18 protein-coding genes and 2 pseudogenes are annotated in these 19122 nt (G+C 39.3%); 17 read left to right on the forward strand and 3 right to left on the reverse strand.

Translation table 11 applies throughout. From position 1 onward, the window contains the following. The first annotated feature begins 3 nt into the window (after positions 1-3). From CH76_RS00980 to CH76_RS01010, 7 genes and pseudogenes are all read left to right on the forward strand, one after another. Entirely contained in the window at positions 4-897 is an 894-nt protein-coding gene (locus tag CH76_RS00980) for an alpha/beta fold hydrolase (protein ID WP_369792340.1), read from the forward strand. Beyond that, the gene (miaA, locus tag CH76_RS00985) at positions 890-1789 is read left to right on the forward strand and encodes a tRNA (adenosine(37)-N6)-dimethylallyltransferase MiaA (protein ID WP_036141610.1); all 900 of its coding nucleotides are present in this window, start codon (positions 890-892) and stop codon (positions 1787-1789) included. The genes CH76_RS00980 and miaA overlap by 8 nt, the downstream gene beginning before the upstream one ends. A 66-nt stretch (positions 1790-1855) precedes the next feature. Beyond that, on the forward strand, positions 1856-2074 hold the full coding sequence (gene hfq, locus CH76_RS00990; RefSeq protein WP_036141613.1) for an RNA chaperone Hfq: 219 nt from the start codon (positions 1856-1858) through the stop codon (positions 2072-2074). A gap of 79 nt (positions 2075-2153) precedes the next feature. After that, complete coding sequence (locus CH76_RS00995) at positions 2154-3407, forward strand: methionine gamma-lyase family protein (RefSeq protein ID WP_036141616.1); 1254 nt, start codon at positions 2154-2156, stop codon at positions 3405-3407. A 157-nt stretch (positions 3408-3564) separates the two neighbouring features. Then, positions 3565-3931 (forward strand): annotated as a pseudogene (locus CH76_RS01000) (MerR family transcriptional regulator). A gap of 14 nt (positions 3932-3945) precedes the next feature. After that, positions 3946-5280, forward strand: coding sequence for a type I glutamate--ammonia ligase (gene glnA, locus CH76_RS01005; RefSeq protein ID WP_036141620.1), 1335 nt, complete (start codon positions 3946-3948; stop codon positions 5278-5280). A 47-nt stretch (positions 5281-5327) separates the two neighbouring features. Continuing rightward, positions 5328-6662, forward strand: coding sequence for a YdiU family protein (locus CH76_RS01010; RefSeq protein WP_051910119.1), 1335 nt, complete (start codon positions 5328-5330; stop codon positions 6660-6662). A 1-nt stretch (position 6663) separates the two neighbouring features. Here CH76_RS01010 and CH76_RS01015 read toward each other — a convergent pair whose 3' ends face one another. Genes CH76_RS01015 through CH76_RS13390 form a run of 3 tightly spaced genes read right to left on the reverse strand, consistent with a single transcriptional unit; the run spans position 6664 to position 9381 of the window. Then, positions 6664-8586 (reverse strand): PilX N-terminal domain-containing pilus assembly protein, encoded by a 1923-nt coding sequence (locus CH76_RS01015; protein WP_036141623.1) that lies wholly within the window; start codon positions 8584-8586, stop codon positions 6664-6666. Beyond that, on the reverse strand, positions 8583-8960 hold the full coding sequence (locus tag CH76_RS01020; protein WP_036141626.1) for a prepilin-type N-terminal cleavage/methylation domain-containing protein: 378 nt from the start codon (positions 8958-8960) through the stop codon (positions 8583-8585). Before CH76_RS01020 ends, CH76_RS01015 begins: the two co-directional genes overlap by 4 nt. Continuing rightward, entirely contained in the window at positions 8950-9381 is a 432-nt protein-coding gene (locus tag CH76_RS13390; RefSeq protein ID WP_081892586.1) for a prepilin-type N-terminal cleavage/methylation domain-containing protein, read from the reverse strand. The genes CH76_RS01020 and CH76_RS13390 overlap by 11 nt, the downstream gene beginning before the upstream one ends. Before the next feature lie 232 nt (positions 9382-9613). Here CH76_RS13390 and CH76_RS01030 point away from each other — a divergent pair, with 232 nt between their 5' ends. The 10 genes and pseudogenes from CH76_RS01030 (at position 9614) to CH76_RS01075 (ending at position 19091) form a co-directional block, all read left to right on the forward strand. Then, entirely contained in the window at positions 9614-10921 is a 1308-nt protein-coding gene (locus CH76_RS01030) for a G5 domain-containing protein (RefSeq protein WP_036141629.1), read from the forward strand. 12 nt (positions 10922-10933) lie between these two features. Then, positions 10934-12604: a GspE/PulE family protein gene (locus tag CH76_RS01035; protein WP_036141632.1), complete on the forward strand. Its 1671-nt coding sequence runs from the start codon at positions 10934-10936 to the stop codon at positions 12602-12604. A 13-nt stretch (positions 12605-12617) separates the two neighbouring features. Further along, positions 12618-13658 carry a type IV pilus twitching motility protein PilT gene (locus tag CH76_RS01040; RefSeq protein WP_036141635.1) on the forward strand — a complete coding sequence of 347 codons (1041 nt, stop codon included), beginning with the start codon at positions 12618-12620 and terminating at the stop codon, positions 13656-13658. Then, a pseudogene (locus tag CH76_RS01045) lies at positions 13655-14858 on the forward strand (type II secretion system F family protein). Before CH76_RS01040 ends, CH76_RS01045 begins: the two are co-directional and overlap by 4 nt. A 53-nt stretch (positions 14859-14911) precedes the next feature. Then, positions 14912-15397: a prepilin-type N-terminal cleavage/methylation domain-containing protein gene (locus CH76_RS01050; protein ID WP_081892587.1), complete on the forward strand. Its 486-nt coding sequence runs from the start codon at positions 14912-14914 to the stop codon at positions 15395-15397. 37 nt (positions 15398-15434) lie between these two features. Beyond that, positions 15435-15926, forward strand: coding sequence for a prepilin-type N-terminal cleavage/methylation domain-containing protein (locus tag CH76_RS01055; protein WP_036141638.1), 492 nt, complete (start codon positions 15435-15437; stop codon positions 15924-15926). Between the two features lie 146 nt (positions 15927-16072). Next, entirely contained in the window at positions 16073-17053 is a 981-nt protein-coding gene (pilM, locus tag CH76_RS01060; RefSeq protein WP_036141641.1) for a type IV pilus biogenesis protein PilM, read from the forward strand. After that, entirely contained in the window at positions 17050-17640 is a 591-nt protein-coding gene (locus CH76_RS01065; RefSeq protein ID WP_036141646.1) for a PilN domain-containing protein, read from the forward strand. Before pilM ends, CH76_RS01065 begins: the two co-directional genes overlap by 4 nt. Then, entirely contained in the window at positions 17640-18308 is a 669-nt protein-coding gene (locus CH76_RS01070) for a hypothetical protein (protein WP_036141648.1), read from the forward strand. Before CH76_RS01065 ends, CH76_RS01070 begins: the two co-directional genes overlap by 1 nt. 39 nt (positions 18309-18347) lie before the next feature. Continuing rightward, a complete protein-coding gene (locus tag CH76_RS01075; RefSeq protein WP_036141651.1) occupies positions 18348-19091 on the forward strand; it encodes an A24 family peptidase in 744 nt (247 codons plus the stop codon). The last annotated feature ends 31 nt before the right edge of the window (positions 19092-19122 follow it).

Below are 19122 nucleotides of genomic sequence, written 5' to 3' on the forward strand. Positions count from 1 at the left end.
CAATTGACATATATACGTATGAGCGATGGTCATGAGCTATTTGTACGTAGCTATGAGCCTGCAACTACTTGCCGTGGTCATGTGCATATTTTACATGGCATGGCAGAGCATAGTGGACGCTATGATAAGTTTGCACGCTTTTTACAGCAACAAGGTTATTATGTTACCCTTCATGATCATCGTGGTCATGGGCAAACCGCAGCGCGTAATGGTAAGTATGGCTATTTTGGCGCTGAAGCGGGCTTTCATCGCGTAGTTATTGATGCGCATGAAGTCATTGAAGCGGTACGTAAAGGTAAGGACTTACCGCAAGTGCAATTGATTGGTCATAGTATGGGCTCTTTTATTGCAAGGCGTTATGTGCAACGTTATCAAGTTGCAACAGTAATTTTAATTGGTACGGGTGAAGGTACGCTACTGCATAAGGCAGGGCAAATTGTACCTGCGCTGAGCGCTGTAAAGGACGAGCCAAATCCATTGCTTGATAAATTGAGTTTTGGTAGCTTTAATCGCACAGTGCCTAAGCCTGCAACGGATTACGATTGGCTTTGTGCTAATCCACAAGCCGTACAGCAATATATAGCAGATGAACAATGTGGCTTTATTGCGACCACACAGTTTTATGCAGATATTATGGAAGGGATTGTGCTAGTTAGTACACCTTCCCAAATTGCGCATATACCAAAAGCATTACCAATACTAATGATTAGCGGTAGTGAGGATCCTGTTGGCGCAATGACCAAAGGTGTCTTTGCGGTAGCAGAACAGTTTAATAAGGCAGGCGTGGAAAACGTCTGTACGTATATTGTGGAAGGAAAGCGTCATGAGATTTTAAATGAGGTCAATCACCTCGCAACTTATCACGTGATGCTACGTTGGTTACAAGAACATGAATGAATTAATCGAACAATGCAAACATAAAGAGGTTATTGCCATCGTAGGTCCGACAGCCTCTGGTAAAACAGCATTAAGCATTGCCTTAGCGCAAGCTTTAGATGGTGAAATTATTAATGGGGACTCTATGCAAGTGTACCAAGGGTTAGATATTGGTACGGCAAAAATAACAGTAGCAGAAATGGACGGTGTACCTCATCACCTATTAAGCTTTTTAGCGCCAACTGAAAGTTTTTCGGTAGCGGATTTTCAACAGCTCGCACGCGAGAAAATTGCTGAAATTACCGCCCGTGGTAAAAAGCCAATTATTGTAGGTGGTACGGGTTTATATGTACAGGCTGCGCTATATGATTTTCGTTTTACTGAGCAAAAAATTGATGAGACAGCACGTCAAGAGTTGTATGATGCACTTGAACAGTATGGCCCCAAACATATGCATAATTTACTTGCTGAGCAAGATGCACAAACTGCAGCCACGATTCATCCCAATAATACACGCCGTGTGATACGTGCGTTAGAAATGTTGCAACAAGGCACTACAAAATCAGATGTAGGGAAGCAACAAGGTGACGTGGCTTTATATGATGCAACAATTATCGGCTTAGATCTACCGCGTGCGCTGTTATATGAGCGTATTAATCAGCGGGTAGATACCATGTTAACGGCTGGACTTGAAGCAGAGGTACGCAATTTGTACGACGCAGGTTTGCGAGATGTGCAAGCTATTCAAGCGATTGGCTATAAAGAGCTTTATACGTATTTTGATGGACGTGCAACTTTTGATGAGGCGATTGAGGCGTTAAAACAAAACTCACGCCGTTATGCCAAGCGTCAATTAACGTATTTCCGCAACAAAATGGACATACACTTTATAAATCCTTTAACAGATTTATGATTTTTGTTTTGCGATAGTCTCTCAGTGGTAAAGAATACTACTACAGATAAAGAGGAGGCTATTAGCATGACAAGTAATTTACAAGAGGTAATGCTCAATCAAATGCGTAAAAATGAAACCTTTATCACTGTATTTTTATTAAATGGCTTTCAGTTAAAAGGTACGTTAAAATCGTATGATAATTTCACCGTGCTACTACAAGACGGGGAGGGCAATCAGCACTTAATTTATAAGCATGCCATTTCGACTTTTTTACCAAGCGAAACAATTTCGTATAGTGAATAGTTTTCAAAACCTAAAGCGACCGTGCTTTAGGTTTTTTTGTTATGATAGAAAGGAATGAAAAAAGAGGAGAGTTATTTTAATGTATACATCGCATTTAACACCGCAAACCTTAGCGCTTGCAAAAGAAATTGAAGAACAAGTGAAAGACTATCATACAGCAGTCGATGACCGCGCATTTTTTAACCAACAAAAAGTGCTTGCGGCTTTTCGTAAGCATCAAGTAAGTGATTATCACTTTAATCCATCTAATGGCTATGGCTATGATGATGAGGGGCGCGATAATTTAGAGCGCATTTATGCCACAGTATTTGGTGCAGAAGCTTGCATCGTACGCCAACAAATCATTTCAGGTACACACGCAATTTCAACCGCATTATTTGGTGTACTACGTCCAGGCGACGAACTGATGTATATTACAGGGAAGCCTTATGATTCACTACACTCGATTGTAGATGGTGGCGACAAGGATATTGGTTCACTTAAAGACTTTGGTATTAGCTATCGTCATATTGATTTGCAGGATGATGCCATTGACTGGCAGGCTGTAGCACAAGCGATTACGCCGCGAACTAAGGTGATTGGTATTCAACGTTCAAAGGGCTACGCATTACGTCCTTCGTTTACGGTAGCGCAAATTGCAGAAATGTGTGAGCGTATCCGCGAAATTGCACCGCATGCTATTATTTTTGTCGACAATTGCTACGGTGAGTTTGTCGAAATAATGGAGCCGACAGAGGTAGGCGCTGATTTAATGGCAGGCTCATTAATTAAAAATCCAGGCGGTGGCTTAGCGAAAATTGGCGGCTATATTGCAGGTAAGGCAGCGCTTGTTGAACGCTGTGCCCATCGTATGACAGCACCAGGTCTTGGTGCAGAAGCAGGCGCTAGCTTAAATACATTAGGCGATTTTTATCAAGGTTTCTTTATGGCGCCACATACGGTAGCCCAAGCATTAAAGGGTGCTATTTTTACATCAGCGATGCTAGAGCGTTTAGGTATGACGACAGCGCCACATTATAGCGCTGTGCGTACAGATTTAATTCAATCGGTATCATTCCAAACGGCTGAGCAAATGATTGCTTTTTGTCAGGAAATCCAAACAAATTCACCTGTTAACGCGCATTATGCACCTGTACCTGCTTATATGCCAGGTTATGAGGATGATGTGATTATGGCTGCAGGCACATTTGTACAGGGTTCATCGATTGAACTAACAGCCGATGGTCCAATCCGTCCGCCTTACACTGCCTTTATCCAAGGTGGCTTAACGTATGAGCACGTTAAATTTGCTATTTGTAGTGCGGTGCAAAAAATGAACGAGGAAGTACGCTGATGCGTACTTCTTTTTTTATGGCGTTCTTATCATGTGTTCTAAAGTTTGCGAGGCTAAACGTTGCCTTTCGCTTTTGATGTTAGGAAAGCTAACATGGATTTGACGTTTGTTTTGAGGTCGTTTAAAGTAGGGATAGTGGTGAGAGGAAGTGATGGATTTGCCAAGTGAAATTCGCCGTTCAATGCCGTTATTGTCAATTGGAGTTGTGATGGAGCTAACGGATTTAAGCGCAAGGCAGATTCGTTATTACGAGGAGCAAGGCTTCATTACACCCGCTCGAACCAGCGGCAATCAACGTAAGTTTTCGTTAAATGATGTCGATGTCCTATTTGAAGTGAAAGATTTAGTTGAGGACAGTATGAATATGGCGAGCGTTAAAAAAAATGTTTGAGCTGCGTGCCAAACAACAACAACAGGATAAATCTGATGCAGAATTACGTCGCATGATGCGTGAGGAGCGCCTAAGAGCGCAAAGATTAGGACGGACAGCCCCAACCAGAGGGGACTTGTCACGATTTTATTAGGAGAGTGGTACACTATGCCAAAGTATACAAGAGAAGACATTAAAAAATTAATCGAAGAAAAAAACGTAAGCTTTATTCGCCTGCAATTTACAGATATTTTAGGAACAATTAAAAACGTAGAAATTCCAGTAAGCCAATTGGATAAAGCGTTAGATAATAAAATGATGTTCGATGGTTCATCTATCGAGGGCTTTGTACGTATCGAAGAATCAGATATGTATTTGTACCCTGACTTAAATACTTTTGTAGTATTCCCTTGGACAGCTGAAAAAGGTAAAGTAGCACGTTTCATTTGTGATGTGTATACAGCGAAAGGTGAGCCATTTGCGGGTGACCCACGTAATAACTTAAAACGTATTCTTAAAAAGATGGAAGATTTAGGATTTACTAACTTTAACCTTGGGCCAGAGCCAGAGTTCTTCTTATTTAAATTAGACGAACGCGGTGAGCCAACGTTAGAAGTAAATGACCACGGTGGTTATTTTGACTTAGCACCAACCGATTTAGGCGAAAACTGCCGTCGTGATATTGTACTTGAACTTGAGGAGATGGGCTTTGAAATCGAAGCATCTCACCACGAGGTTGCGCCAGGTCAACACGAAATTGACTTTAAATATGCGGATGCAATCACAGCATGTGACAACATCCAAACGTTTAAGTTAGTTGTAAAAACAATTGCGCGTAAGCACGGCTTGCATGCTACATTTATGCCAAAGCCATTATTTGGTGAAGCAGGATCAGGTATGCACTTTAACGTATCACTATTTAAAGGCAAGGAAAATGCCTTCTATGATGAATCAACAGAAATGGGTTTATCACAAACAGCGATGCAATTTATGGCGGGTGTCTTAAAGCATGTTAAAGGCTTTACAGCGATCACAAACCCAACGGTAAACTCCTATAAACGTTTAGTGCCTGGTTACGAAGCGCCTTGCTACATTGCTTGGTCAGGTCAAAACCGTTCGCCGTTAGTACGTATCCCATCATCACGCGGTGTATCAACACGTATTGAAGTGCGTTCAGTTGACCCAACAGCTAATCCCTACTTAGCGATGGCAGTTATTTTAGAAGCAGGACTTGATGGTATTCGTAGCGAGTTAACACCACCAGCTGAGGTTGACCGTAATATTTATGTGATGACAGAGGAAGAGCGTGAAGAAAGCGGCATTGGTAGCCTTCCAGGTAACCTAGACGATGCTCTACTATTATTATCAAATGATAAAGTAGCACAAGAAGCACTAGGCCGTCACATTTATGCTAACTTTAAAGAAGCAAAAGAAATTGAATTTGATATGTATCGCACAACCGTTCACCAATGGGAACGCGACCAATACATGAAAATGTATTAAAATAAAAGTTGCCGATTTCGGCAACTTTTTTTATTGGAGGGAATGCAATGAAGGAAACAACCTATACACAGTTACCACAAATTTTTTATTCGTACGTACGCCCAATGACGATTGAACCTAAAACAATTATTTGGAATGAGCAGCTTGCCAAACAACTGAATATCGCACCACAAAATTTTTTTAACCCTGCAACAGAAACAATTGCACAGAGTTATATGGGGCATCAGTTTGGTCATTTAACAATGCTTGGTGATGGGCGTGCGATAGTACTCGGCGAGGCTGAGGGACAAGACGTTCAATTAAAGGGGAGCGGGCGTACACCTTACTCGCGTGGGGGCGATGGACAAGCAGGGCTCGGTCCGATGCTACGTGAATATATCATTAGTGAAGCGATGCACGGATTAGGAATCCCTACAACCCGTAGTTTGGCGGTACTCGCGACAGGTCGCGAAGTTGTACGTGACACGATACAACAAGGAGCGGCTGTTGTACGCACAGCAGCTAGTCATATTCGTGTAGGCACGTTTCAATTTGCGAGGCATTACGGTGAGTTAGCCGATGTACAGGCATTAGCTGACTATGCGATAAAAAGGCATTACCCGCAAGCTACGAGTTATCTCGAATTTTTTAATGCGGTAATGACAGCGCAGGCAAAACTTGTTGCCCAGTGGCAAGGTGTGGGCTTTGTGCACGGTGTAATGAATACAGATAATACAAGCATTGCGGGTGAGACAATTGATTACGGACCTTGTGCGTTTTTAGATGTTTACCAACACGATGCTGTGTTTAGTTCGATTGATACTAATGGGCGCTATAGCTATCATAACCAACCACAAATTATCGGCTGGAACTTAGCACGTTTTGTTGAATGTTTACTGCCATTATTTGCAGAAGACGAACAACAAGCACTAGCACTTGCACAACAGGCAATTAATGCATACGGGCCTACGTATGAAGCAGCGTGGCTTGACGTTTTCCGTGCAAAAATTGGCTTACCACAAGCGGACGCTGCCTTCATCCAAGCCTTGCTTAATATTATGGAAGCTGAGCAACGTGATTTTACCGAAACATTCCGTGCATTAACACTGCAAGACGCGAGCCTATGCACAACAGAGCGCATGACCCAGTGGTATAAAGCATGGGCATCGCAAGTGACTGAGGAAGGTTTAGTTAAAATGAAACAAGCCAACCCAGCATTTATTGCTCGCAATTATTTAGTGGAGCGTGCCATTACTGATATGGAATTAATAGGGAACGATACAAGCTTGCAACAATTGCTTACTCAACTAAAAAACCCCTACGCCTACAGCGCCGAGCAGCTTGCGTACAAGCTACCTGACGATGAACGGGGTAGAGGCTTTGTGACCTATTGTGGCACGTGAGTTATTGTTCTGCTATTGGATCGGCTTTTAGATAATAATCTAGTGTCATATTTGCAGGAGGGTTAGGAATAGGGGACGTGTCAGTGAGATTATCGCTATTGTAGCCATCGATTACAGCCCCACCTTCTGTTGTTACGACTTTACCTGTTATACTCCCTTTGATTTTCGCTCCAGAAGTAATACTGATTGGGGCGTTGGGCGCTATTATATGAGTAGTGTCACTAGTGGAGCCACCATTAAAAGATATTAATTTATCTCCGTATGAATATAAATCGCCTATTAGTGTACTACCTGCCTGTATGCCTATCTTTGCATTTTTTATATAGAAATCTGCTGTTGAAACGGTACTGCCGTTGAAAATTAAATCACTAGTACCTTTATAAACTACGCTGATTTTCCCTACAGATGCATCTTTAACTATATTGATGCCTTTATTCTTATCAAGATTATTTATAATAAGAGTTAAATTACCAGTACCACTTACATTAAATTTAGCTAGTCCTTCGATATTGTCAATTATTATAGTTTTGTCTTCATTTTTAGAACCAAGATTAAGCTTTAGGTCAAAGTTACTGCTGAAAACCAAACTTTTAATAAAATAATTATCAGTAACATTTAATTGAAAGCTTTTAACTCTATAATCAACTATTGAAAGAGTCCCGTTGTGCGCAACTTGAAATTTTTCATGTGTGATATTCGGTAAAATTATACTTTCTGGAGTCTTGAAAATTTCATTTTCATCAGGTAATTTTTGTTGATAGTTGAGACATATAGGTAGTTTGGTTTTTGCTAGAGTTTCTTTGAAACGCTCATTTTTAAAATTTTGAAACTCAGAGTCACTGAGTTTTTTCGTATTTGTATCTGTAGGAAGGGAAACACTCTTTAAATTGTTTATATAAGCAGTTCCTTTAATAGAACCAGATGGTGAAAAGACATAACTGTCTCCAACTATTAAGTCCCTCCCTACAATGAGGTTACCTGAAGACTCGTGGAATTGTGCGGTATTCGCAATGATATCATTGTCTATACGAAAAGTTTTAGTAGCTACAAAGCTATGTTTTGCTAAAACACTACCACTAATGTGAGGTTTTCCATCTGCTAGGAGGGATATGTCATTAGCAATAATGCTACCAGATACAGATTTAGGTCCTGAGGGAGCTGTGATCTTTTGAGTTGCATAAATATTACCCTTAACATTTACGCCTCCATTAACTATATTAATATCTCCTCCCGATATCACATTACCTATAGTTGATGTATTACCTAAACTAATTTGATCTTGAGCATAGATAGCGTAACAATGTTTAGTGGGAGTTGAAACGATATTGCTATCATCAATAGGTATCGTTACTACTGATTTATTGAAAGCTAATTCGACACTTTGTTGTACATTACGGCTCGCATTGTTGTTAATCCCTTTAGAAATGAATTTGTATTTTTTTCCTTCTTCTCGTAATGTTACTAAAACGTCAGGTATAGTAGCAGTAATATTTAAAGCTTCAGAAGAAAAAATAAAATCCTTTTGTTTACTATTTTTAAAATAATTAGATTTCAATTGATTTTGCACGATTTTGAGTATTGCATCAGGAGATTTTCGTAACTCAATTTCTTTTTTATACGTATTTAGTAAATTTTGATTGTTAGCTTTATCCGAAAGTAAGTTGTTATACTTACGTATGAATTCTTCTAGCAAAGCAACTTCTTTCATGTAGTATTTACGTATTTCTTCGTTAAATTCTAAATTAGCCTTGTTTATCGCAGCTTCTGCAATGTAAAACGCTGCTTGGTCGTCTCGTTCACTAGCGGCTGTTTTTGCCACATTGCTTGATACAATAATTAAGGCAGTACCAATAACAGTTACTAATACTAATGTGAGTAGGGCGAGCACCATTGCAAAGCCTTGCTCATTTTTAAATTGTCTCATTTCCAATCATCCCCTATCCGTTTATATACATAAGCTTCAATAGCTTCAATTGTTGTACCATCAGGTTGACGTAAAATAATATCGACACGCTGTGGATTTTTTGCGTTGATTTTTAATGTGTCTTGATGACTTAAGCCTAACTCATCTTTTAATTCTTCTAGTTTTTCCTGTTTAATTTCAGGATCTTTGCGCACTTCTTTAGTTAGTCGTTTTAATATGGCGGCGTTTTGTTGTAGTTGTAGATTGGCACTTTGTTGGTCTTTTAGTTGTTTTGTACTGTCACGTTGTAAGCTAATGAGTGCTACGGCAATCAGCGATACAATTACGAGTACAGCTACTACTTCAATTAAGGTCATGCCTCGCTCATTTCGCATTTCGATTCCCCCAAATAAAATAGTTTTCAAACTTTGCTTTTTCTCGACCGTCGTAATGTACTGTCACACTCGCTTTACCGTTACCAAACTCAATCGTAAGTTGATAACCTTGGTTTAAAGAATTCGTGATTAAGGTGTTTTTATGTGCATCATCCTCAAAATATACTGCTGGCTGAGTTTTAAGATCTTTTATCGTGTTATTATTTTGGACATAGTCCATTGTCGTTGATAAGTAATAAATTTCTTCCATTACGGCTTGTGCAATATATGTAGCCACTACGGTTTCATTAGAGCGCACTTCTGTCTTTTTGGTTTGAATCAGGAGTGAAAAGAACGACAGCAAAATAATAGTAATAATCAGTAGTGCTGCAATCACTTCTATAAGTGAAAAGCCTTTGTTGTTTTTGAGCAAAGTAATCACCATTTCCTATGTAGTGTTAAATATGATTAAAATCAATATACCATTTGTGTCAAATAAATGTGAAAAAATATGTAAATATTATGTATCAAAATAGAGAAAATTGCAAAAATCATGTGAAAAGTATTGTAAAGTACCAAAAAATTGATTAAAGTATGGGAAGATACGTTAAATGATTATAAAGAATTACATAAGAAAATGATAATACGTATAATGGTACTTTAGGAGTGGTTTTTTGAAAAATAAAATAGTCTTTGGTACTATATTCCTTACCTTAATAATTGTGTTTATTAGTACATTACCTGCATTTATTATAGATGATGCCGCTGTGGCTTCTACTGGCGCACAGCAACAAATCGGCACAGTTGATGTAAGCAATCAAAATGAACAGCAAATGATAACAACATTAGAACAAGCGATTGAAGAATGGCTAGCAGCACCTGTAAAAGTAAAACATGCTGAGGAAGAAGTTATAGTAACGGCAGATGATTTTATTTTTGATATACCAAGTACAATTAGCACCTATGAAGCATCACAGAAAAAAACATTTTGGCAAAAAATTAAACCGGTGCATGTAAAGGTAGAAGTTACAGCAACAGAAGCATTGGTACAAAAAATAGCTGCGCATACTTCGTGGGATCCTGAGCCAACACTTGCGGCTATTCTGACGCAAGCTCAAGTATTAGATGAAGTTGTAATTGAGCCTGTATTAGTGCCTAGTGCTAAACAGGAAGCAGTGACAGTAGCGAGTAGTACATTAGTTGCGCCAAGTTCAGTTGAGGAGTTAGTAGCAATTGCCGAGCAATTAAATGATACAACTATTGCGCCGCAACACGTACAGTCCGTAGGCGCTATGTTAGAAGCTTTTACAGTTAATCAAGAAACATTAGATTTTATTGCTACAGCTGTGTATCACGCTGTGTTGCAGACGGATTACACTATTATTGAGCGCCATCCACAATTGGCTAAACCAAGTTATATTGACTCGGGTTACGAGGCTTCAATTGATAAGGCAGGCTTTAAGAACTTGCTGTTTAGTAATGATGGTGCTGTAACAAGTACGCTTAAAGCTAGTGTTAACGGTAATAAATTAACGCTGGCGATTAAAGCGCCTGTACAAGAGGCTCAAGTGACGCTGACGACAGTTCGAGACGCAGCCATTAAACCAAAAACCTTATATCGTTACTCACGCTCCCTACCTGCTGGGACAGAAAAAGTAATCGATCAAGGGACAAATGGTACTCGCATTGAAGTGGTACGTAAAATTGTAAAGGATGATAAAGCATATGATGAAGTAGTGGCACGTGATTATTACCCACCTACGAATCGTATAGTTATGACCTCTACAAAACCAAAAGAAGTACCAAGTGAAACACCTAAAGCAACAGGGCAAACTTCACAACCTAATCAACCAACTAAAGATAACCCACCGCTTAAATCGGATGGTACACCAGATGCTAGCCAAGATGATGGCAGTGGGGATCAACAAGTAACAAAAGATGGTTATTATGACAAGGGCGGCAATTTTCATTCTACAAAATAAGGAGATGCAGTAATGGCGAAAATACAAGGACGTAAGCGTTTAGGTGATTTACTAGTTGAAGCAAATGTTATTACAAATGACCAGTTAATGTATGCGCTAGACTCCAAACAGCGAGATGAAAAGTTAGGCGACTTTTTAATAAAAGAAAACTTTTTAACAGAGCAACAATTAATTGAGGTATTGGAGTTTCAATTAGGTATACCCCATATTAATTTAAATCAATTTGCGATTGATCCAGAGTTATTAAATTTAATTCCTGCTGAGTTAGCAAAGCGTGCTAGTCTTATGCCTATTCGTCGAGAAAAAAACAAGCTGTTTATTGCGATGGCAGATCCAATGGATTATTTTGCGATTGAAGAAGTGCGTATGGCAACAGGCTGTCAGATTGAAACGAGTATTGCAGCTAAAGATGATTTATACCGTACGATTACCAAATACTATGACTTGCAAGAGTCGATGGATGCGGCGATTACAGACCTTGGCATGACGCAAGAAGAAGCTCAAACCGAAATTGAAGACGAGGACTCACCGATTGTGCGCCTCGTCAATAAAATTATTGCCAATGGTGTAGCACAGCGTGCGAGTGATATTCACTTTGATCCGAGTGAAACAGAGTTTAGAGTACGTTATCGTGTGGATGGTGTGTTACGCACAGAGCGTTCATTACCAAAGCATATGCAAAGTGTAGTAGTAGCTCGTGTTAAAATTATGGGCAATTTAAATATTACAGAAAACCGCATACCTCAAGATGGGCGCATTAAAACAACCGTTAACTTTAAGCCGATTGATTTGCGTTTATCTACGCTACCTACTGTTTACGGTGAAAAAGTCGTTATGCGTATTTTAGATTTAAGTAGTGCAGCTCATGATGTAGCGCAGTTAGGGTTTTCGCCTGAAAATGAAGCGATTTTTAGAGCGATGATTGCTAAACCCAATGGCATCGTGTTAATTACAGGGCCAACAGGTTCTGGTAAGTCATCTACTTTGTATGCAGCGCTTAGTGAGTTAAATGATGAGGGCGTTAATATTATTACGGTAGAAGACCCTGTAGAGTACCAATTAGCAGGGGTGAACCAAATTCAAGTAAGAGAAGAAGTTGGGCTATCTTTTGCGGTAGGGCTACGCTCTATTTTGCGTCAAGACCCTGATATTGTAATGATTGGTGAGGTGCGAGATTTAGAAACGGCAAAAATCGCAGTGCGTGCGTCACTAACAGGGCATTTAGTATTGAGTACACTGCATACGAATAATGCGGTGGAGTCGATTTCACGTTTACGAGATATGGGGATAGAGCCATTTTTACTCGCTTCTTCAATTAATGCCATTGTAGCGCAACGTCTTGTGCGCCGTATTTGTCGAGATTGTAGTGAAACGTACGAATTGTCGTTACGAGAAATAAAATTACTACAAGCAGCTGGTATTACAGGTGAGCGTTACGCTAAACGAGGGCGCGGTTGCCCAGCTTGCAATAGTACAGGTTATCGAGGTCGTTTAGCCATCCATGAAATTTTACCTGTCAATCGTATCGTGAAGGAATTAATTTTACGAGATGCTGGCGATAATGAAATGCAGGATGTAATGAAGCAACAAAACTATGCCACATTAGCTGTGGATGGTTTTTATAAAGTGTTGGAAGGCGCTACAACAATGGAGGAAGTATTGCGAGTAGCGACGATAGAGTAAAGGAGTTTGTGAGATGACAGAGATTATTCAATTATTGCAACGTGCGTATGATGAGGGAGCTTCGGATTTGCATGTGACAGTTGGCATCCCACCAACGTATCGTATTAATGGAAAGTTAACGCCTTACGGAGAAGATACACTCACTTCACAACAAGTAGCGGCTATGGTTGAGACGATTTTACCAATGGGTAAGCAACAAGAATTTGTAGACAAAGGTGAAACAGACTTTAACTACTCCTTAGGTGAAGTTTGTCGTTTTCGTGTGAATGCGTATCATCAACGTAACGAAATGACAATTGCTGCACGTTTAATTCCAGCAAAAATCCCAACAATTGATGCATTAAATATGCCGCAAATTTTATATGAGTTAGCTGATAAACCTCAAGGCTTAATTTTAGTTACAGGTCCAACAGGTTCAGGTAAATCAACAACATTAGCGGCAATGCTTGATTATATTAATGAAACGAAGGCTAAACATATTATCACGCTTGAAGATCCTATTGAGTATATGCATAAGCATAAAAAATCAGTCGTTAATCAACGTGAAGTGGGCGTAGATACAGAGAGCTTTGCCTCTGGGCTTAGAGCGTCACTACGACAAGACCCTGATATTATTTTAGTCGGTGAGATGCGAGATTTAGAAACAATTTCAACAGCGATTACGGCAGCTGAAACGGGGCATTTAGTATTTGCTACCTTACATACGAGTAGTGCTGCAACAACAATTGATCGTATCATTGATGTTTTTCCTGCGCATCAACAGGGACAAGTGCGTATTCAATTAGCCAATGTATTGCAAGGGATTATTTCGCAACGTTTATTTGTGCGTAAAGATACGAAAGGGCGTATTGCTGCAACTGAAATTTTAGTGCAACTGCCATCAATCGCAAATCTGATTCGTAACGAAAAGGTGCATCAAATTCCGAGTGTTATGCAAACAAATAAAGCGTTAGGCATGCATACACTTCATATGTCGATGCAGAATTTAATTGCGAGAGGTACGATTTCGTTGAAGGATGCAAGACCTTATATGGATGAGAGTGACTACTCGTGATTTTTCGATATCAAGGTCGCACAAAAACAGGTGCACAAAAGAAGGGCACAATTGATGCAGCTAATCGTAATGCAGCCATTGCCAAACTACGTTCGCAAGGGATTAACCCGAGGGTTATCGAAGAATCAAAAAGTATTTTGCATTATGAGTTGTCTTTCGGTCAAAAAGTAAAGCATAAAGATTTTATTATTTACTTACGCCAATACGCTACGTTAATTCGAGCAGGTATTACGGTCGTAGATGCGACACATATTTTGCAACAACAAACGTCAAGTAAGCCTTTAAAGAAAGCATTGATTGATGTAGAAGAAGATATTCGGCAAGGTGTGGCTTTTTCAGAAGCTTCAGCCCGTCACCCGAAAGTATTTCCACCGATTTTCGTTAATATGATGCGAGCAGGTGAAGCGTCAGGAAATATTGATGATACATTAGAGCGTCTTGCTGATAGTATGGCAAAACAATATTCCTTACTAAAAGAAAGTGCAGTCAACGCTAACCTACCCTGCTGTACTGCTTATTATTACATTGCTTGTGTCTTTCTTTTTAATGATATTTGTAGTGCCTACCTTTGTTTCAATGTTTGAAGATTTAGATATTGAACTACCATGGATTACGAAAGCCGTACTTGCCATTAGCCACTTCCTGCAAAAATATTGGTGGCTTATTATTCTAGGTTTGGTAGGTACGATGCTTGGTTTACGTCAGCTTTATATGACTAATGCCAAATTGAATTATCACGTCAATGTGATGATTTTAAAGCTTCCGATATTTGGTCCATTGCTTCAAAAGTCTGTAATTGCACGGATGACCCGCACACTTTCTTCATTGTTTAGCAGTGCCGTCCCTATTTTGCAGGCACTCACCATTGTCGAAAAAATTGTAGGCAACCCTGTTGTGGCAAGAGTAGTGGGAGAAGCAAAAGTTAGTTTACAGCAAGGTGGTACATTATCAGACCCGCTCGCTAAAAGTTGGTTGTTTCCACCACTCGTCCATCAAATGACAGCGATTGGTGAGCAAACCGGCTCACTAGACTATATGTTAGAAAAAGTTGCTGATTTTTATGAAGAAGAGGTTGACCGCACAGTGGATACATTAAAGTCGTTGATTGAGCCACTGATGATTGTTTTCCTAGCTGCTGTCGTAGGCACGGTAGTTGCGGCAATCTTACTACCAATGTTAACAATGTACGAAAACATTTAACTTGTATTTAGCGCTTTGGCGTTTAAATAAAAAACACGTAGGAGGAATTAATGATGTTCAAAAAACTTATGAACAAAAAGCTCGTAAAAAACGAAAAAGGTTTAACATTAGTTGAGCTATTAGCTGTTATTGTAATTTTAGCAATCGTAGCGGCAATCGCAGTGCCAGCTATCGGCAATGTAATCGAAAACTCACGCTACAAAGCGGCGAAAGCAGATGCAATTACAGTATTAAATGCAGCGAATATTTACTTTACAGAGAAGAGTGATAAGACAACAGTAAATGTTGCTACGTTAAAAAAACAAGGTTATTTAGAAGACTTTGGCACAATTACAGTAGGAGCTGAAGGTGATACAACAGCTAATATTGTTGAAAAAGTAACGGATGGTGGCAATAAGTTTACAGGATCTGCTAAGTATAGTGATGTAACTGTAACGTTTACGGGTGCTACTATTAAAACAATTACAGAAGATGTACGTAGTGCAAAAGAGGCTAGAGGTACAGATGCAGGGAAAGAAATCACAGTACCTAAAAAATAAATTTGGTGATGTAATTTAAAAGAAAAGAGGCGTAGTTATGTTAAAGAAATTTATGAATAAAAAGCTCGTAAAAAATGAGAAAGGTTTAACATTAGTTGAACTATTAGCCGTTATCGTCATCTTAGCAATCGTAGCGGCAATCGCAGTACCAGCGATCGGTAACGTAATCGAAAACTCACGCTACAAAGCGGCGAAGGCAGATGCAATTACAGTATTAAACGCAGCCAATATTTATTTCACAGAGAAAACAGTAAAAGATGGTGACAAAGTCACGATTGAAGCATTAAACACAGCTGGTTATTTAGAGGACTTAGGAACATTCGGGAATGCAGATGGGGAGAAAGGGGAAGTTACAAAGCTAACAGGTGGTAATACCTTATCTGCAACAGCAACGTATAGTGGTGAGGTCACAGTAAAATTTGATAATACAACGATTCAAGATATCACTAAAGATGAGCGTAGTGCAAAAGAGGCTAGAGATGGAAAAAATACAATCACTGTTCCCAAAGTTGTTACTTCAACACCATAATTGGACAAAGCTATAATTAATCATTTTTTAGTGAACTGATTATAGTGTGAAGGACTTAGAAGCAATAACCTTCCCAACACTACCCGAAATTTTCGGGTAGTGGACTGGACGGTTATGTCAAGGAAAGAAAAGGTGGTGGCGTTAAAGTGTTTACGCTAAAACGAAAGAATATAGCACATATTGTAATGGAAATAAAAGATTATATTTTACGTATTATTGTTGTTAAAGGTGCAGATGTGAGCCAGTGGCAAAAGCATGAAGCCGTTGTGCCCAAGCATGTTATAGATAGCGCCATGATTATTGATGAGATGGCGCTTTTTGAGTTTTTAAAAGAAAACTTTAAAAAATGGGGCATTAAAAAGATGCCAATTTCTTTTTTTGTGCCTGATACATCCGTGCTCTTACGCACATTTACACATCCTGAGGAACTAAAATCGAGTGAGTTAAAGGGCTACGTGGAAATGGAACTGGGACATTCCATCCATCTGCCTTTTGCTAATCCTTTAATTGATGTGTATGATCCGCGCCCTGAAGATAATGAGGCTATTATTTTCGCTGCGCCATCAGAAGAAGTTATGAAACTTATTGGCATCATGCAAGATTTACACCTCGTTCCTAAGGTTGCCGATGTGCGTGCTTTAAGTACGATTCGATATTTAACATATACGGCTAAAATCGAAGAAACGAAAACGTATTTAATTGCAGATTGGTCAATTAACGAATTATCTATTGCTATTTATTCAGCAGGCACAGTAGAGTTTTTACGCTATCAAACGATTGAAACTGATTTAGGTCAGTGGAAACCGAGTGAAGAACAAGGGGTCGTGACATTTAGTCATACCGATGATGACCAAGCGTATCGTATGGTTGTCACGGATCAAGTGTTAGAGATTGATCGCATAATGAACTTCTTTAAATTTTCGCTTCATAAAGGGGAAAAGGAAGTAGATGAAATTATTGTGCTTGGCGATAATCCAACATTAGATCAAGTGGGTCAATTTTTAGCAACCAATTTATCTACGCCGCTGACGATTATTACAGATGCGGTAGTAGCAAAAGACTTCCCGCAGTTTATGCATAGTGATGCCACATTATTAGGACTTGCATTAAAGGGGGTAAAGCAATGACCCCAGAAATAAATTTACTACCTAAGTTAACGCATAAAGACGAAGTTAAAACTAAACTACCTTATTTTATTATTGCCATTATTGCGTTGTTTATTTTATCTTATTTAATTTATGCGTATTTTACTGCAACGAGTAAAGTGACGGAGCTTGAAGCACAAGAAAAAGTCGTGCAGGCAGAAGTAGACGAAGCGTTAGCTGAACTTGAAGTTGTACAAGCAGCGCATAAAGGTACACTAGAAGATGTTGTAGGTTTTGTGAAAGAGCAAAGTTATGCGGTTACTCCGTTAATGGATGAAGTTACAAAACACTTGCCACCTAATACGTATTTGCGTGAATACAACTTCACAGACGAAGCGGTTGCGATTACAGTGGATTTAGAAACGATGCGAGATGTGTCATTTTATATTGAGCGTCTTGTTAAGAGCTCTTATTTTATGGATGCCCAAATTTTATCCGTCAATGCCTTTGAGTTAGGTGAGCAAAAAGATAAAGAGAAGCCAAGTGATAAATTTGATTTTATCCCTCGCTACACGGTAACCATTACAGCTATTATTGATTATGCTTATAGTAAAGGAGGTGCGAGCTAATGGCATCTTCTCAACGGAATACGGTTATTTTAGTGGCTTTATTAACGATTGCTTTACTAGGTGCACTTTATTATTATGTTGTGCTTCCTAAAACTGAGCGTGTGGCCAGCTTGCAAAGCACAATAACAACATTAACGGCTACTCGTGATACAGCATTGGCTGATATTGCAGCTTTTGACGCTAAAGATTTAGATGCGGGTACATTAGCTCGCTTACAAAAGCAAGTACCAAAAGAGCGTGGCGTAGAATATATTTTACGTGATTTAGAAGACATCGAAATGTTAACACGTTCTCGTATCGAAAATATTTCATTTAGTGAGTATGATGAACCAATGCTTGAGCGGAAATTAGGGTTAACCGAAACGACCGAAGAAGAATTAGCGGCTCAGTTAGCCAATGAAACGGTTGAAGAAGAGGAGCCATTGTATAATGCGGCATTAGCTGAAGCGCCAGAAGGTTTGCAAATTATTACGTACCAAGTAGAGTTATTGACACCTGACTATAAAACTTTACGTACGTTTATACGTGAGGTAGAGGGATTAGAGCGCATTATTAAAATTGATGTTGTACAATTATCGCAACCAGGCGAAGAAGTGAAGTTTGCAGAAGTTGTAGATTATACAGTATCGGCATCCTTACAATTAACAACGTTCTTTTATAACGAGTAAGCAGGCGCACTGTGCGACCTGCTTTTTTAGGAGGGAATTATGTATACGGTTATTGCTTTTATTTTTGGTCTTGTTTTTGGTTCATTTTTTAATGTGGTTGGCTTGCGTGTCCCTAAAAAACAATCCATTGTGCGTCCACCTTCGCACTGTACAAGCTGCGAACGTCGATTAACAGCGATTGACTTACTACCCGTACTATCTTATGTTTTATTGCGAGGGAAATGCCGTACTTGTCAAGCTACAGTTTCGCCTATTTATCCTTTTATGGAGTTGCTTACAGGTATTCTTTTTGCGCTTGCTTATGTGCACTTTGGCATAACGGCAGAATTTTTCGTTGCACTGCTCTTTATTTCGATGTTAGTTTGTATTACTGTATCTGACATCGCTTATATGCTCATTCCTAATAAAATTTTACTGTTCTTTTTACCATTGTTAGTAGTGGGACGAATTTTTTCGCCACTTACTCCTTGGTGGGATAGTTTACTAGGTGCAGTTATAGGTTTTGGTGTGCTTTATATTGTAGCGTTACTATCACGTGGTGGTATGGGCGGCGGTGATATTAAGTTATTTTTTGTGCTTGGTATTGTACTTGGTACACTAAAGACATTGTTAACGTTAGCTTTTGCCTCTGCCATTGGTTTAGTCATTGGCATTATCGTATTGCGGATCACAAAGAAAGGGCGAAAAACACCTGTACCCTTTGGTCCTTCAATTGCGTTAGCAGCGCTATTGCTTTATTTTTACGGGGAACGTATCATAGCATGGTATTTAAATTTATTATAAAAACTAAGCAGAAGCTGCGGTTAGTAGCTTC

The organism is Lysinibacillus sp. BF-4, from assembly GCF_000743635.1.
GTDB lineage: Bacteria > Bacillota > Bacilli > Bacillales_A > Planococcaceae > Metalysinibacillus > Metalysinibacillus saudimassiliensis.